This is a genomic window from Spirillospora sp. NPDC048823 (assembly GCF_043198445.1).
In the GTDB taxonomy this organism is placed as follows: domain Bacteria; phylum Actinomycetota; class Actinomycetes; order Streptosporangiales; family Streptosporangiaceae; genus Spirillospora.
Window position 1 is genome coordinate 158,343 of record NZ_JBICUT010000012.1, and the last position, 14,667, is coordinate 173,009.

General features: G+C 72.1%; 14 protein-coding genes. 7 read left to right on the forward strand and 7 right to left on the reverse strand.

The annotated features are described in order from the left end of the window. Positions 1 to 15: 15 nt before the first annotated feature. Entirely contained in the window at positions 16 to 840 is an 825-nt protein-coding gene (locus ACGFK0_RS26045; RefSeq protein ID WP_392909133.1) for a PhzF family phenazine biosynthesis protein, read from the reverse strand. Positions 841 to 1,090: 250 nt separating this feature from the next. On the opposite strand from ACGFK0_RS26045, the gene ACGFK0_RS26050 reads away from it, so the two are divergent. Both ACGFK0_RS26050 and ybaK read left to right on the forward strand, forming a co-directional pair. Beyond that, the gene (locus tag ACGFK0_RS26050; protein WP_392909135.1) at positions 1,091 to 1,753 is read left to right on the forward strand and encodes an LON peptidase substrate-binding domain-containing protein; all 663 of its coding nucleotides are present in this window, start codon (positions 1,091 to 1,093) and stop codon (positions 1,751 to 1,753) included. Between the two features lie 23 nt (positions 1,754 to 1,776). Beyond that, positions 1,777 to 2,298, forward strand: a complete 522-nt coding sequence (gene ybaK, locus ACGFK0_RS26055; RefSeq protein ID WP_392909137.1) for a Cys-tRNA(Pro) deacylase — start codon at positions 1,777 to 1,779, stop codon at positions 2,296 to 2,298. On the opposite strand, the gene ACGFK0_RS26060 is transcribed toward ybaK, so the two are convergent. Beyond that, positions 2,182 to 2,775 (reverse strand): hypothetical protein, encoded by a 594-nt coding sequence (locus tag ACGFK0_RS26060; RefSeq protein WP_392909139.1) that lies wholly within the window; start codon positions 2,773 to 2,775, stop codon positions 2,182 to 2,184. The genes ybaK and ACGFK0_RS26060 overlap by 117 nt on opposite strands. Positions 2,776 to 2,895: 120 nt before the next feature. Here ACGFK0_RS26060 and ACGFK0_RS26065 point away from each other — a divergent pair, with 120 nt between their 5' ends. Next, positions 2,896 to 3,600: a DUF6882 domain-containing protein gene (locus ACGFK0_RS26065; RefSeq protein WP_392909141.1), complete on the forward strand. Its 705-nt coding sequence runs from the start codon at positions 2,896 to 2,898 to the stop codon at positions 3,598 to 3,600. A 52-nt stretch (positions 3,601 to 3,652) separates the two neighbouring features. Continuing rightward, a complete protein-coding gene (locus tag ACGFK0_RS26070) occupies positions 3,653 to 4,543 on the forward strand; it encodes an LLM class flavin-dependent oxidoreductase (RefSeq protein WP_392909143.1) in 891 nt (296 codons plus the stop codon). Positions 4,544 to 4,549: 6 nt separating this feature from the next. On the opposite strand, the gene dnaE is transcribed toward ACGFK0_RS26070, so the two are convergent. Both dnaE and ACGFK0_RS26080 read right to left on the reverse strand, forming a co-directional pair. Next, positions 4,550 to 9,241, reverse strand: coding sequence for a DNA polymerase III subunit alpha (dnaE, locus tag ACGFK0_RS26075; RefSeq protein ID WP_392909145.1), 4,692 nt, complete (start codon positions 9,239 to 9,241; stop codon positions 4,550 to 4,552). Positions 9,242 to 9,366: 125 nt separating this feature from the next. Beyond that, complete coding sequence (locus ACGFK0_RS26080; RefSeq protein ID WP_392909147.1) at positions 9,367 to 10,218, reverse strand: AraC family transcriptional regulator; 852 nt, start codon at positions 10,216 to 10,218, stop codon at positions 9,367 to 9,369. Positions 10,219 to 10,494: 276 nt separating this feature from the next. On the opposite strand from ACGFK0_RS26080, the gene ACGFK0_RS26085 reads away from it, so the two are divergent. From ACGFK0_RS26085 to ACGFK0_RS26095, 3 genes are read left to right on the forward strand one after another with little or no spacing between them, the layout of a single operon-like run. Next, positions 10,495 to 10,893, forward strand: coding sequence for a chorismate mutase (locus tag ACGFK0_RS26085; RefSeq protein WP_392909149.1), 399 nt, complete (start codon positions 10,495 to 10,497; stop codon positions 10,891 to 10,893). 56 nt (positions 10,894 to 10,949) lie between these two features. Next, a complete protein-coding gene (locus ACGFK0_RS26090; protein ID WP_392909151.1) occupies positions 10,950 to 11,666 on the forward strand; it encodes an AzlC family ABC transporter permease in 717 nt (238 codons plus the stop codon). Next, positions 11,663 to 11,974 (forward strand): AzlD domain-containing protein, encoded by a 312-nt coding sequence (locus tag ACGFK0_RS26095; RefSeq protein WP_392909153.1) that lies wholly within the window; start codon positions 11,663 to 11,665, stop codon positions 11,972 to 11,974. The genes ACGFK0_RS26090 and ACGFK0_RS26095 overlap by 4 nt, the downstream gene beginning before the upstream one ends. 4 nt (positions 11,975 to 11,978) lie before the next feature. Here ACGFK0_RS26095 and ACGFK0_RS26100 read toward each other — a convergent pair whose 3' ends face one another. From ACGFK0_RS26100 to ACGFK0_RS26110, 3 genes are all read right to left on the reverse strand, one after another. After that, complete coding sequence (locus tag ACGFK0_RS26100) at positions 11,979 to 12,911, reverse strand: RluA family pseudouridine synthase (RefSeq protein ID WP_392909155.1); 933 nt, start codon at positions 12,909 to 12,911, stop codon at positions 11,979 to 11,981. Then, a complete protein-coding gene (gene lspA / locus ACGFK0_RS26105; RefSeq protein WP_392909157.1) occupies positions 12,911 to 13,558 on the reverse strand; it encodes a signal peptidase II in 648 nt (215 codons plus the stop codon). The genes ACGFK0_RS26100 and lspA overlap by 1 nt, the downstream gene beginning before the upstream one ends. 68 nt (positions 13,559 to 13,626) lie before the next feature. Beyond that, positions 13,627 to 14,031 (reverse strand): TraR/DksA family transcriptional regulator, encoded by a 405-nt coding sequence (locus ACGFK0_RS26110; protein ID WP_392909271.1) that lies wholly within the window; start codon positions 14,029 to 14,031, stop codon positions 13,627 to 13,629. Between the last annotated feature and the right edge of the window lie 636 nt (positions 14,032 to 14,667).

Here is a 14,667-nt window from a genome sequence, read left to right on the forward strand (position 1 = left end):
CGTCGCGCACGGCGGTCACGCCCGCAGTTCGCCGCCCAGGACGGTGACGGCCGAGCCGGACAGCACGACGCGGTCACCGCGCACGGCGACACCGACGTACCCGCCCCGGGCCGACGCCTGGAAGCCGGTCATGGTGTCGCGGCCGAGGCGTCGCGCCCAGTAGGGGGCGAGGGCGCAGTGCGCCGAGCCGGTGACGGGGTCCTCGCCGTCGCCGGGCAGGACGCGCGGGGCGAAGAACCGGGACACGAAGTCGTGATCGTCCCCCTGGGCGGCCGGCGCCGTGACAATCACGCCGCGGGCGTCGATCCGGGCGACCGCCGGGATGTCGGGGGTGAGCCCGCGGACGGCCGCCTCGTCGGCGACTTCGGCGAGCAGGTCGTTCTGCGTGTTGCGTCCGGCGGCCCTCACCTCGGCGCCGAGCGCCTCGGTGAGCCCCTCGGGGACGTCGACCGGCTCGGGCGAGCAGGCGGGGAAGTCCATCGACAGGGTTCCGCCGCCGTCCCCGCCCCCGTCCCCGGTGACGGTCAGGACACCGCTCTTGAGCGTCCGGAAGCGGATCGGCTCGCCCGGCGCGACGGTCCCGGTGGAGTAGAGGGCGTGCGCGGAGGCCAGGGTGGCGTGCCCGCACAGCGCGACCTCCGCCATCGGCGTGAACCAGCGCAGTCCGAACTCCGCCTCGGCATCGTCGAGGGGCCGGACGAAAGCGGTCTCGGAGTGCTTCATCTCGGCGGCGACCCGCTGCATCCACGCGGGATCGGCGGCGTCCTGGAGCAGGCACACCGCGGCCGGGTTGCCGGCGAACGGGCGGGCGGTGAAGGCGTCGACGACGAGCATCCTCATGACGTCCGACGCTACCGGCAGGCCCGGGCGGGACGGCAGGGCCGATCGGAGGAAATGGCCTGCCGCCCGGCCACGCCGCCCCGGGCGGTGTCCGCCGCGGTGACCGCCGTGATGACCGCCGTGATGACCGCCGTGATGACATCCGCTTCACACTGTGAAGAACCGGACCTTACCAAGATCATCAAGGAGCACGTACGCTGGCGTACGAGGGCGTTCCCCCGGCGGCGCCCAGGAGCGTGGGAGAAAGAGTGTGACCGAGAGGCTCGCCCTGTTCCCCCTGGGCACCGTGCTGTTCCCCGGCCTGGTGCTCCCCCTGCACCTGTTCGAGGACCGCTACCGGCGGCTGATCGGCGACCTCCTGGAACTGCCCGAACCCCGCGGCTTCGGCGTGGTCGGCATCGAACTCGGCCACGAGGTCGGCGAAAGCGCGGCGCACCGGCTCGCCGAGGTCGGCTGCGTCGCCGAACTGCGCGAGGCGACCCGGCACCCGGACGGGCGGTACGACATCGTGACGGTCGGCGCCCGGCGGTTCCGGCTGAAGGAACTGGACCGGTCCCGGCCGTACCTGCAGGGCGAGGTGGAGTACCTCCCCGAGGAGCCGGGGGCCGACCCGGGGCCCGTCGCGCTGCGCGTCCGCCGGCTGTACCGGCTGTACCGGCACCGGCTGGGCGCCGCCGGAGCCGGGCCGTTCGACGAGGCCGAACCGCCCGACGACCCGGTGGCGATGTCGTACGCGATCGCGGCGTCGCTCGTCCTGGACGGCCACGACAAGCAGCGGCTGCTGGAGTGCGAGGACGCCGCGCTGCGCCTGGGGGCCGAACGCGAACTGCTGGCCAGGGAGAACCGCATCCTGGACGTGCTCCCGATGATCCCCGCCGGGCAGTTCCTCGACGGGTCGTTCCACCCCAACTGAGACGATCACGGCAGACTGCGTCCATGAGCACAGCGAAGGCGAAGGGCGGCACGGGCAAGGGCGGCAAGGGCGGCGCGGGCACGCCGGCGACCGTCGCCGCCACCCAGGCGAAGATCGAGTTCACGCTGCACGCCTACGAGGCCGACCCGGACGCCGGGTCCTACGGGGAGGCCGCGGCCGACGCCCTCGGCATCCCGCACGGGCGGATCTTCAAGACGCTGCTCGCCGACGTCGACGGGCGGCTGACCGTCGGCGTCGTCCCGGTGTCGGCGACCCTCGACCTGAAGGCCCTCGCCGCCGCGGCGGGCGGCAAGAAGGCGCGGATGGCCGACCCGCGCGACGCCGAACGCGCCACCGGCTACGTCGTCGGCGGGATCAGCCCGCTCGGGCAGCGCCGGACGCTGCCGACCGTGATCGACGCGTCGGTGTCAGCGCTCCCGTCCGTCTACGTCTCGGCCGGCCGGCGCGGACTGCAGATCGAGCTCGCGCCCGCCGACCTCGTCCGCCTCACCGGCGCCTCGCTCGCCGCGATAGCCCGCGGGTAGCCGCCGGACGATCACCTCCAGCATCCCGTACAGGACGACCGCGGGCAGCGCCCAGAACACCAGGACGCCCTTCGCCCGCAGGTCGGCGACCCCGGTCACGGTGGTGCCGTCGCGCGCGGTGCGGACCGCGTCCTGGAACTCCGCCAGGCCGATCAGATGACCGGTCTGCCAGGCGAGGACGGCCGCGGCGGAGCCGCCCACGGCCAGCCCGAGCAGCAGCGGGACGTCGTTGCGGCGGCCGCCCGCCAGATACGCGGCGGCGCCGCACAGCAGGCCGGCGGCGAGGGCGATGACGGCGAACCCGGCGTCGAGGCCGATCGGCCCCTGCCCTTCCGGATCGGCGAGCAGCGGCTCACCCTGGACGATCACATAGGTCACCTCGGGGGCCGTGCCGGCCCACAACAGCCCCGCGAGCGGCCCGAGGAACGTCACGACGGCGGCGGTCACCGCCCCCGACGTCCACGGCCTCGTCGCCAAGAACCTCCCGGCGGGTCCCCGCACCTCGTACGCTCCTAGTGTGAGTCCTCTGACAGCGAAAGCCTAGCCTGCCCGATTCCGGCCCCCGATCGCCTCGACTACTGGGATAATGTGCCCGACATGTCCGGATTCAGTCCCGCGTTCGAACGCCTCGGCGCCGCGCTGGCGGCCGTCGTCCTGCAGCAGCAGGAGACGCTCGCCGAGTTCCTGCCGCGCGAGGACTGGAGCGCCGACCTGACCGCCCGCACCTATGCCAGCGGCGGGGTCGCCGTCCGGGTCTCGCTCCTCGGCAGCTACGCCGCCCGCGAGCGCACCTGGCTGTGGGGATGGGCGAACCCGCAGTTCGGCGACGCGCACCCCGCCGTCGTCCCGACGCTGGTCATCCGGACGCTCGGCGAGCGGCTCGGCATCCCCGAGTTCACCACCCCCGAGGTCGACCTGTCCTGGTACGAGGGGCCGGCCGGGCACGGCGGCGAGCTGATCGCGATGGCCGCCGGCGGCGTCCTCGGCGGCGGCGGGTACATCGGCGCCGGCTACGACGGCGGCTCGGCCTACCTGCACGTCGACGACCCGCAGGCGCCGCCCGCCCGGTGGGACCCGGTCCCGCTCCCCCGGCTGCTGGCCAACGCGGCGGGCCTGTTCCCGCACGAGCCGCGGCTGACGCTCGCCGGGTTCCTGTCCCACCACCGCGTCCCGTTCCGGCAGAGCGACGTCCTGACCGAGGTGCTCCTCCCCGGCGGCGGCACGGCCCGCGCCCGGTTCGACGGCCTCGGCCGCTTCGTCAAGTGGGAGGCCGAACTGAGCCCCGTCCCACTCGGCACCTGACCCGGTAGCGTTACTGATTCGGCCCCGGCGCCGGCCTCGGTAGCGTCGGCCCATGACCTACCGATTCGGCATCCAGCTCAACCCGTCCGCCTCCGGACTCGGCGATGTCCGCGCCCTCGCCCGGCTCGCCGACGCCGACGGCCTCGACCTGCTCGGCGTGCAGGACCACCCCTACGCCGCCGGCCTCGCCGACACGGTCACGCTGATGGCGGCCGTCCTCGCCGAGACCGAGCGGCTGCGGGTGTTCCCGGACGTGGCGAGCCTGCCGCTGCGGGGACCCGCCGTCCTCGCCAAGCAGGCCGCCACGCTCGACCTGCTCAGCGGCGGGCGGTTCGAGCTCGCGCTCGGCGCCGGCGCGTTCTGGCCCGCGATCACCGCGATGGGCGGCCCGCACCGCACGGCCGGGCAGGCGCTGCGGGCGCTGGAGGAGGCCATCGAGATCATCCGCGCCATGTGGCGGCCCGGCGAGACCGTCAAGATCACCGGAGAGCACTACACGGTGAAGGGCCTCCACGCGGGCCCCGCCCCGGCGCACCCGATCGGCATCTGGATCGGCAGCGTCGGCCCCAAGGCGCTCGCGCTCACCGGACGCCTCGGCGACGGGTGGGCCGCGCCGATCCCGCACTACCTCCCGTACGAGAAGTGGCGCGAATCCCAGGACGTCATCACCCGCGCCGCCGAGGACGCCGGCCGCGACCCGTCCGCCATCACCCGCATCGCCCAGCTCGTCGGCGACGTCACGGACTCGCCCGGCACCGTCCGGCTCAAGGGCGAGGAACCGATCCGCACCGACGCCGCCGGGTGGGCCCGCGTCCTCGCCGGTCTCGCCACCGACACCGGGTTCGACACGTTCGTCTACTGGCCCGAGACCGCCGACGAGACCCAGCTCCTCCGCTGGACCCGCGAGGTGATCCCCGCGACCCGCGCCCTCCTGGGCGCCTGACGCGGATCAGCCCAGGCAGGACGGGCCGAGGAGCTGCTTCAGGTCGCCCATCAGCGCCGGGGACGGCGCCACGCGCAGCCTGTCGTCCAGCCGGACGACCGTGGTACGCGGCCCGTTCTGCAGGTGCAGGTGCACCTCCGCGGTTCCCGGATGGGTGATCAGCACCTCTTTCAGCCGCGACACCGTCGGCGGCGTGCAGCGGCCGAGCGGCAGCGTGACCGAGAGCGGGCCGGTCGCGTCGGTGACCGACAGGTCCGGCTGGGCCACCTCCATCGCGATGATCTTGGCGACGTCCTCGCGGCGGTCCAGCTTCCCCTTGACGATCAGGATCGCGTCCTCGGCCAGCAGGGTGGAGCACAGCTGGTAGGACGACGGGAAGCACAGCACCTCGATAGACCCGCCGAGGTCCTCCAGCTGGAACATCGCCCACGAGTTGCCCTGCTTGGTGACCTTGCGCTGGAGACCGGACAGCAGGCCGGCCACGACCACGATCTGGCCGTCCGGGCGCTCGCCCCCGTTCAGGACCGCGATCGTGCAGTCGGCCTCGCGCTCCAGGATGTGCTCGACGCCGAGGAGCGGATGGTCGGACACGTACAGGCCGAGCATCTCCCGCTCGAACGCCAGGAGGGTCGTCTTGTCCCACTCCTCGCCCTCGGGGATCGTGACGGCGAACGCGTCGTCGCCGCCGTCGTCCTCCAGCGCCCCGAAGAGGGAGTCCTGGCCGACGGCCTCCTTGCGCTTGATGTCGATGACGGAGTCGATGGCCTGCTCGTGCACCATCAGCAGCGCCTTGCGCTCGTGGCCCAGCTCGTCGAACGCGCCCGCCTTGATCAGCGACTCCACGACCCGCTTGTTGCAGACGATCGGCGGGACCTTGTTGAGGAAGTCGTTGAAGTCGGCGTAGGCGCCCTTCTCCTTGCGGGCCGCGACGATCCCGTCCACCACGTTGTGGCCGACGTTGCGGACGGCCGACAGCCCGAAGCGGATCTCGGTGTCGCCGAGCGGGGTGAAGTCGGCCTCGGAGGTGTTGACGTCCGGCGGCAGGACCTTCAGGCCCATCCGGCGGCACTCGCTCAGGTAGAGGGCGCTCTTGTCCTTGTCGTCGCCGACGGACGTGAGCAGGCCCGCCATGTACTCGGCCGGATAGTTCGCCTTGAGGTAGGCCGTCCAGTAGGAGACGAGCCCGTACGCGGCGGAGTGCGCCTTGTTGAACGCGTAGTCGGAGAAGGGGACGAGGATGTCCCACAGGGTCTTGACGGCCTGCTTGGAGAAGCCGTTGTCGACCATGCCCTGCTCGAAGCCGACGAACTGGGCGTCCAGCTCCGCCTTCTTCTTCTTGCCCATGACGCGGCGGAGCAGGTCCGCTTTGCCGAGCGTGTAGCCCGCCACCTTCTGCGCGATCGCCATGACCTGCTCCTGATAGACGATCAGGCCGTAGGTCGTGTCGAGGATCTCCCTGAGCGGCTCCTCCAGCTCCGGATGGATCGGCGTGATCTCCTGCTGGCCGTTCTTGCGCAGCGCGTAGTTGGTGTGGGAGTTCGCCCCCATCGGGCCCGGCCGGTACAGGGCGCCGACGGCGGAGATGTCCTCGAAGTTGTCCGGCTTCATCAGCCGCAGCAGCGAGCGCATCGGGCCGCCGTCGAACTGGAACACGCCCAGGGTGTCGCCGCGCGCGAGCAGGTCATAGGTCGGCTGGTCGTCCAGCGGGAGGTCGAGCAGGTCGACGTCGACGCCCTTGTTCTTCTTGATCCCCTTGAGCGCGTCGTCGATGATCGTCAGGTTCCGCAGGCCCAGGAAGTCCATCTTCAGCAGGCCGAGCGTCTCGCAGGTCGGGTAGTCGAACTGCGTGATGATGGCGCCGTCGGCGTCCCTGCGCATGATCGGGATGTGGTCGGTGATCGACTCACCGGACATGATGACCCCGGCCGCGTGCACGCCGGTCTGCCGGATCAGCCCCTCCAGGCCCTGCGCCAGATCCATGATCTGCTTGACGTCGGTCTCTTCCTCGTACAGCTTGCGCAGCTCGCCGGCCTCGCCGTAGCGGGGGTGCTTGTCGTCGAAGATGCCCGACAGCGGGATGTCCTTGCCCATCACGGCGGGCGGGAACGCCTTGGAGATCCGGTCGCCGAGCGCGTACGGGAAGCCGAGGACGCGGCCCGCGTCCTTGATGGCGGCCTTCGCCTTGATGGTGCCGAACGTGGCGATGAACGAGACCTTGTCCGCACCCCACTTCTCCGTCGTGTACCTGATGACCTCGGCGCGCCGGTCTTCAGGGAAGTCGATGTCGATGTCGGGCATGGACGCGCGCTCGGGATTCAGGAACCGCTCGAAGATCAGCCCGTGCGGGATCGGGTCGAGGTCGGTGATGCCCATCGCGTACGCGATCAGCGAACCGGCGGCGCTGCCCCGCCCCGGGCCGACCAGGATGCCGTTCTCCTTGGCCCAGTTGATGAAGTCGGCGACGACGAGGAAGTAGGACGGGTAGCCCTTGCCGAGAATGACGCCCATCTCGTACTCGGCCTGCTCCCGGTACCCGTCCGGCAGGCCGTCGGGGAAGCGTCGCTCCAGGCCCTTCCAGACCTCCTTGCGGAACCAGCTCTCCTCCGTCTCGCCCTCGGGGACCGGAAAGCGGGGGCTGAGGTCCTGGTACTCGAACATGCCCGCCGGGTCGACCCGCTCGGCGACCATGAGCGTGTTCCGGCAGCCCTCGGCCCAGATGTCGGACGAGTCGATGGCGCGCATCTCGTCGGCCGTCTTGATGTAGTAGCCGCTGCCGTTGAAGCGGAACCGGTCCGGATCGGCGAGCTGCTTGCCGACCTGGACGCACAGCAGCGCGTCGTGCGCGGTGGCCTCCGACTCGTGCGTGTAGTGCGAGTCGTTGGTGACCACCGGCGGGATGCCCAGTTTCTTGCCGATGTCGATCAGGCCCTGCCGGACCTGCCTCTCGATGTCGAGGCCGTGGTCCATGAGTTCCAGGAAGTAGTTGTCCTTGCCGAGGATGTCCTGGAACGTCGCCGCGGCCTTGAGCGCCTCGTCGAACTGGCCGAGCCTCAGCCGGGTCTGGACCTTGCCGGACGGGCAGCCCGTGGTCGCCATCAGGCCGTCCGCGTGCTCGGCGAGCAGCTCCTCGTCCATGCGGGCGTACTTGAAGACGAAACCCTCGGTGTAGGCGCGGCTGGACAGCTTGAACAGGTTGTGCAGGCCCGTCCTGTTCCGCGCCCACAGCGTCTTGTGGTTGATCAGCCCGCCGCCGGAGACGTCGTCCCGCTTCTGGCTCGGTTCCCCCCACTGGACCTTCTTCTTGTGGAACCGCGACTCCGGGGCCATGTAGGCCTCGCAGTTGTGCAGGATGAAGTCCGAGACGTAGGAATTGTCCTCCTCCACCTCGAAGTTGAAGACCTCGCACTCGAGCTCGATCGATTCCACATGCCGGATCGGCCGGTACAGGTACTCGTCATCCTCAAGAGTGCGCGCGTACACACGCTCGGGGTGATAGGAGACCTGGTACCAGCGGTAGTCCCGGTCACTCCTGCCCTGGGGGAAGTCGCCCTTCTCCGTGCCGCTGGACACGGTGCTCCAATGCCCTCTGTCGGCCAGGAGTGCGCGCATGCCCCAGGCCAGCGACCGTGAGGCGACCTTGAGGTCCCTGCGGCCGACGGTGTTGGAAGCCGGTCGCGGGGAGCGACCGTCACCGTCGAGAAATCCTTCGAGGAAGCCCTCCCGGACCTCGGCCGGCCCACTGAGCACGCACTGAGGCACCCGTTTGCCGCGAGCTCCCCGACCGACCAGCTCGTTCAAGACCAAGGCCAGCGGGACGCAGCAGGCATTGATCTCCTGAGAGCCCTTCTCCGGACGGTGGTACGTCTGGGTCGGAATCTCAAAGCGCCGGAGCAGACGGCGCCAGCGATCGGCGAGTTCCCGCTCAGCCTGATTGAGCGTGATGCCGATCCCGCCGGTCAGTTCGCCATCCCGGCTCTGCAGGTGCCCCTCCGCCGCGTAGAGGCCGAGCAGGTAGCCGAAGTCCCGGTCCAGCGGGATCCGGCCGGGCAGCGCCGGCCAGGACTTTTTCGCCCGGTGGCCCGCCGGGTACGAGCGCTCGACACCACCGGCCGGGCCTTCGGTGAAGTCGGCGGGCAGCACCGACAGGATGTCGAAGATCTGCTGTTCACCGGCGAGCTTGGGAAGGCAGGCCCATGAGTTCCACGCATGTACGCCGCCTCCGGCGGTACGGCGGCCGGATGTGATGTCCCCGGGTTTCTTCCAGTCCACCAGGCCGTCCGGTGTACGGACCAGGACCGGATGCTCTTCGGTGAGGGTCAGAGTACGGCCGTACCTGCACGCCAGCTCGATCGTGTACGCCCTGCCGGAGTAAGGCCGCCGCATGGTCCGCAGCACACGCCGGAAACGACCACGGTGGGTGAGAACCAGATCGCCTTCCCGGACGTCCTCCACGTGCTTGATGCCCTCGGCGGTGAGGATCTCCTGGCCGGCCAGAAGGCAACCGATGATGGGAGTGACCCCCGCGGCCATGGCGTGCTTGTGGAACTCATACGCGCCGTGCATGTTGCCGTGGTCGGTCATGGCGATCGCGGGCATCTCCTGCCGGCCGACCTCTTCGAACATCTGGTTCAGGCGAGCGGCTCCGTCGAGCATGGAGTACTCCGTATGAACATGCAGGTGAACGAAAGAATCCGGCATGCCTGCTGCGCCTCCTGCTCGTCGCATGCGACCGCGCACGTGCCTCGCCGGCACGTGTGCGTGATCGGTCCCGGGGGAAGATCGCCGACCCGGCCGGGGCACCGGGACGACGCGGTGCTGAGAGCCTAACCCGCTTCGCGGGGCCCCCGCGCGCCGACGCGCCCAATCCCGCGGGCACTACGGTAGGCGCCCGGGGGAACACCGAAAGTGCGCTTGAAGTGGCGGGTCAGATGGGCCTGGTCGGCGAATCCCGTGCCCGCCGCGACGTCGGCCGGAGGCAGCCCCTCGTCCAGCAGGGCCCGCGCCCTTCGCACCCGCACCTGGTTGAGGTAGGCGTGCGGCGGCAGGCCGACGGTGTCGCGGAAGGCCCGCAGCAGCGCGAACGGGCGGACCCCGACCGCCTCGGCCAGCCGCTCCAGCGACGGCGGGCCGACGAGGTTCGCGTGCAGGATGTCGCGGGCCTCGCGGACGGCGGCCGGCATTCCGGTGGACGTGCCGTCCGGCCGGACGCGCGCGTGCCGGGTCAGCAGGCCGGCCAGGGCCGTCCTCAGCAGGGTGGACGCCGCCAGCGCGTCCCCCTTCTCCCCCGCCCGGTGCACGGCGCGCAGCAGGCCGGCGGCGGCCGGGTCGTCCAGGACGGGTCCGGCGAACGCGGGCGTACCGGGCCGCGCGCCCAGATCGGCGGCCATCTCGGCCACGACGCCGACCGGCGGGTACATCACGCGGTACGCCCAGCCGTCCGGTGTGCCCGCGTGGCCGCCGTGGACGACGCCGGGATTGACGACCACGAGCGAGCCGGCCCCGGCGCGCTCGACGCCGCTGCCGTGCTCGAACTCCTCCACGCCCGCGTCGATCACGCCGAACACGTAGCCGTCGTGGGTGTGCCGGTTGAACCGGTGCGTCACGAAGCGGGCCCGCAGCAGGTCGACCTCGGGCAGTGCCGGATGCCGGTAGTGGTGTGCGACCTCTGCCCCCATATCGGACATGGTATTCGTCTCAGCGGGCGAGACGATCTGTCCAGGGTTTGACGCGCGGGCGCCGCCGCCGCATACCATCGGAATCGTGGAACGTCGTCGCCATCCCAGGTTTACGCAGCCGGCTCCGGGTGAGCCGGTCGCCGTGACCTGAGCGACGACCCCGGAGCCGGCCAAGGCGGAGCCCGTCCAGGGCTCTGCCTTTTCTGTTGATCGGAAGCGGCCCCGGGCACGGACTCCCCCTTGCGCGGACGGCCGCCGCACGAGAGGGAGCCCCGAATGCACGACCAGGTCATCGATCCCGCCGAGCACGACGCGGCCTGCCCGGCGTGCGGCCCGTCCGGAGTGCCCCGCACCCCGGAGCCGGGCGTCCCGGAGCTGCGCGTTCCGCTGCCGTCCGCGGCGGCCGTCACCACGCTCGGCGAGGCCAGGGTCGCGATCGACGGCCTCGACGCCGCCCTCGCCACGCTGCTGGAACACCGCGCCGCGGTCGCCGCCGCCGTCCAGCGGCTCAAGCCGGTCGGCGGCTTCGCCGGACGCGATGCCGGCCGTGAGCGGCGGATCGTCGAGGCGATGGCGGCGCGTGCCCCGTCCCTCGGCCCGGACCGGCTCACCCGCATCATGAACGCGGTCATCGAGGCCGGGCTCGACGCCGCCGAAGCCCGGCGGCCGTCTTGACGCGGCCGCAAGAACGTTCAAGAACGCGCGGCGGGCGGGGTCCTACCGTCGGCGGCATGAGCGTTACCGAGACCAGGGCCGGCGCCGGGGAGGCCGCACCGGACGACGAGGCCCGGAAGGCCGCCGTGCGGGACGGGCTGGGCGTGGGCATCGCCGTCGGCGTGTCCGGGCTCGCGTTCGGGGCGGCGGCGGTCACGGCGGGACTCACCGTCGCGCAGGCGTGCGTGCTGAGCCTGCTCGCGTTCACCGGGGCGTCCCAGTTCGCGCTGGCAGGAGTGATCGGCGGGGGCGGCGGGCTGGTCGCCGGGTCGCTCGGCGCGGTGCTGCTCGGCGGCCGCAACGCCCTGTACGGGATGCGGCTCGCGGACATGCTCGGCGTCCGGGGCGGGCGCCGCCTGCTCACCGCGCACGTCATCATCGACGAGACCACCGCCGTCGCGACCGCGCAGCGCGGACGGGCGGCCGCCCGCGCCGGGTTCTACACCACGGCGATCAGCCTCTACCTGGCCTGGAACACCACCACGCTCCTGGGCGCGGCGGGTGCGGCACGGCTGGGCGACCCCGAGGTCGTCGGCCTGGACGTCCTCGGGCCCGCGGCGTTCCTGGCGCTGCTGTGGCCCAGGCTCTCCGCGGGACGGCGGGAGGTGCGGGTCGCGGTGGCCGCCGCGGCGATCGCGCTCGCCACGACTCCGCTGCTGCCGCCCGGCGTGCCGGTCATGCTGGCCGCCGCCGCCGCGCTGCCCGCCCTGATCAGGCGGACGGAGACGACGTGAACGTGTGGATCGCGGTGGTCGCCACCGGGCTCGGCTGCTACGCGCTCAAGCTCGCCGGGCTCCTCACGCCGCAGCGGGTCCTGGACGGCCCCCGGGTGCGCCGGTTCACCGAACTCGTCCCCGTGGCGCTGCTGACCGCGCTGATCGCCGTGCAGGCGCTCGCCGACGGCAAGGCCCTGGAGTTCGACGCCGCCCGCATGGCGGGCCTGGGCGCGGCCGTCGCCGCGCTCCTGCTGCGGCTCCCGTTCCTGGTGGTCCTGATCGTGGCCGCCGGCGTCGCCGCCGGGCTGCGCCTGCTCGGCCTCTGACCGCTCAGGACTCCGCTTCGACGATCTCCAGGGCGCGGGCCAGGTCGTCCGGGTACGGGCTCTCGAACTCCACCCGCTCACCGGTCGTGGGGTGCTCGAAGCCCAGCCGGGCGGCGTGCAGCCACTGCCGTTTCAGGCCGAGACGCGCCGCCAGGGTCGGGTCCGCGCCGTACGCCATGTCGCCCACGCAGGGATGGCGGATCGCGGCCATGTGCACCCGGATCTGGTGTGTCCGGCCCGTCTCCAGGTCGATGTCGAGCAGCGTGGCCGCCCGGAACGCCTCGACGGTGTCGTAGTGCGTCACCGACGGCTTGCCGCCCCCCACGACCGCGAACCGGCCGTCGCCCGACGGATGCCGGTCGATGGGCGCGTCGACCGTCCCGCGGAACGGGTCCGGGTGGCCTTGCACGAGCGCCTGGTAACGCTTGTCGACACGGCGTTCCTTGAACGCGCGTTTCAGCCGCGAGTACGCGACCTCGCTCTTGGCCACGGCCATCGCGCCCGTGGTGTTGGCGTCCAGGCGGTGCACGATGCCCTGCCGCTCGGACGCGCCGCTGGTCGCGATCGTGTGCCCGGCCCCCAGCAGCCCGCCGAGGACGGTCGGGCCCGTCCAGCCGGTGGTCGGGTGCGCGGCGACGCCGACCGGCTTGTTCACCACGACGATGTCGTCGTCCTCGTACAGGACGGCCATGCCGGGGACGGGCTCGGCGACCGGCGCGGGCGGTGCGGGCGGCGGCGGGAGCGTGACCTCCAGCCAGGCGCCCGCGTGCAGCCGCTCGGACTTGGTGGCCACCTCGGCGCCGTCCAGCAGGACGTCCCCGGCGGCGATCATGTCGGCGGCGCTGCCCCGCGACAGCCCGAACAGCCGCGCCAGCGCCGCGTCGACCCGCTCCCCCTCCAGCCCGTCCGGGACATGGAGGCTGCGCACCTCGCCCATCAGGCCTTCTCCTCCGGCGCCGCGGCGGTGGCGCCGTCTGACGCGGGCCTCTCGGGCTCGTGCACGGGCTCGGGCTCGTGCACGGGCTCGTGTACGGACTCGGCCTCGCCGCCGGGCTCGGGCTCGGGCTCGGGCTCGCGGGGATCCGGGGGCCCGGGCTCCCCGGCGTCGCCCTCGTGTTTGCCGGGCAGGCGCGTCCCGTCGATCTGGAGCCCGCGCGCCGCCAGCAGGACGGCCAGGACGCCGCCGCAGACGATCGACGAGTCGGCCAGGTTGAACACCGGGAAGTTCGGTACCTGGATCCAGTCGACGACATGGCCCTTCAGCGGCGCCGGGGCCCGCAGCAGCCGGTCGATGAGGTTGCCGACCGCGCCGCCGAGCAGCAGGCCCAGGCAGATCGCCCAGGGCAGGCTCCGAAGGTTGCGGGCGGTGCGCAGGATCGCGACCACCACACCGATGGCGATCAGGGTGAAGACGATCGTGTAGCCGGTGCCGATGGAGAAGGCGGCGCCGCTGTTGCGGGTCTCGCGCAGGGTCAGCAGCCCGCCGAGCAGCCGGATCGGCTCGCGGTCCTGCAGCGCCGCCACCACGATGATCTTGGACACGATGTCGGCGGTGAGCGCGGTCAGCGCCACGGCGATCAGCACGCCGACGCGGCGCGGCCGAGGAGATCCCGTGGATTCCCCGGCCCCGCCCTCTGGGTTCGTTGAGTCGCTCAGCGACGTTCCTCGCGTTGTTTGCATGTCACACACAGGGTCGCACGCGGGAAGACCTGGAGCCGCGCCTTGCCGATCGGCCTGGTGCAGGACTCGCAGATTCCGTACGTGCCGCCGTCCATCCGCTGGACGGCCCGCTCGATCTGGGCGAGCAGGTCCTGAGAATTGTAGGACAGCGCGAGCTCGTGTTCGCGCTCGTAGGTCTTGGCGCCCGCGTCGGCCTGGTCGTCGCCGGCGCCGTCGCTGCTGTCGCCCTCGGCGATCTGGCTCGCCGACGCGGCGATCTCGCCGCGCAGCGCCTCGATCTGCTCCTGCAGGCCGGCCCGCACCTCGGCGAGCTCACCGGGCGTCCACTGGTGCTCCCCCTCGCGGACCGGCAGCTCCGCCGCCTTCGCCGGGGACAGGCCGTCCACCGCCGCGGCGCCGTTCCCGCCCGCCTTCCCGGGCTTGGCGGAGACGCGTCCGGACGCCGCCCCGCCCGGTTTCGCGGCCGGGGACCGCCTCGTGCCCCGGCGCTTCTTGCCGGCGGGCGACTTCTCCGGGGCCGGCCTCTCCGGAGACGGCTTCTCATCGGGCAGCGTCTCGTCGGGCTTGGTGCCCCTCTTCGCGCCGGCCATATCGGCCCCCCTCGCGCTGATCGCCTCGACGGGCAGTGCGGGCAGCATAAGTCCCCTTTCTCGGACGCGGCAAACGACCTCGGCTGCGTTACCGACGCCTTATGCCCCGTCGTCGATCGCCTGGAAACCCCAGGTCGCCGCACGAGATCGCAAAGGAACGGAACCCGCCCCCCCGGCGGCCGCCCGGCGGGAAAACGGGAAGAGGGCGCGTCCCGCGTGCGTTAGAGTCTGGACGAGCAGTCGTATCGGCAGGCGCTGATGGGGACACCTGCCGCCGCACGCAGCCATGAGCGACCCGGGGACGGTGCGAGCCCGGGGGCGAGCCCGGCGGTCTGATCACCCCGGAGCCGCCGGAGGAACCGTCCCGGACGTCCGTCCGCGGGCCCAGTAGACCCGGCAGCCGAGACTCGAACGAAGCGGATC

Bases quoted from the DNA above. Each gene is read 5' to 3' on its own strand.
- ACGFK0_RS26085 (WP_392909149.1), top strand. From the start codon at position 10,495: ATGCACGACCAGGTCATCGATCCCGCCGAGCACGACGCGGCCTGCCCG.
- ACGFK0_RS26080 (WP_392909147.1), bottom strand. From the start codon at position 10,218: ATGGGGGCAGAGGTCGCACACCACTACCGGCATCCGGCACTGCCCGAG.
- ybaK (WP_392909137.1), top strand. From the start codon at position 1,777: ATGAGCACAGCGAAGGCGAAGGGCGGCACGGGCAAGGGCGGCAAGGGC.
- dnaE (WP_392909145.1), bottom strand. From the start codon at position 9,241: ATGCCGGATTCTTTCGTTCACCTGCATGTTCATACGGAGTACTCCATG.
- ACGFK0_RS26090 (WP_392909151.1), top strand. From the start codon at position 10,950: ATGAGCGTTACCGAGACCAGGGCCGGCGCCGGGGAGGCCGCACCGGAC.
- ACGFK0_RS26065 (WP_392909141.1), top strand. From the start codon at position 2,896: ATGTCCGGATTCAGTCCCGCGTTCGAACGCCTCGGCGCCGCGCTGGCG.
- ACGFK0_RS26045 (WP_392909133.1), bottom strand. From the start codon at position 840: ATGAGGATGCTCGTCGTCGACGCCTTCACCGCCCGCCCGTTCGCCGGC.
- ACGFK0_RS26070 (WP_392909143.1), top strand. From the start codon at position 3,653: ATGACCTACCGATTCGGCATCCAGCTCAACCCGTCCGCCTCCGGACTC.
- ACGFK0_RS26100 (WP_392909155.1), bottom strand. From the start codon at position 12,911: ATGGGCGAGGTGCGCAGCCTCCATGTCCCGGACGGGCTGGAGGGGGAG.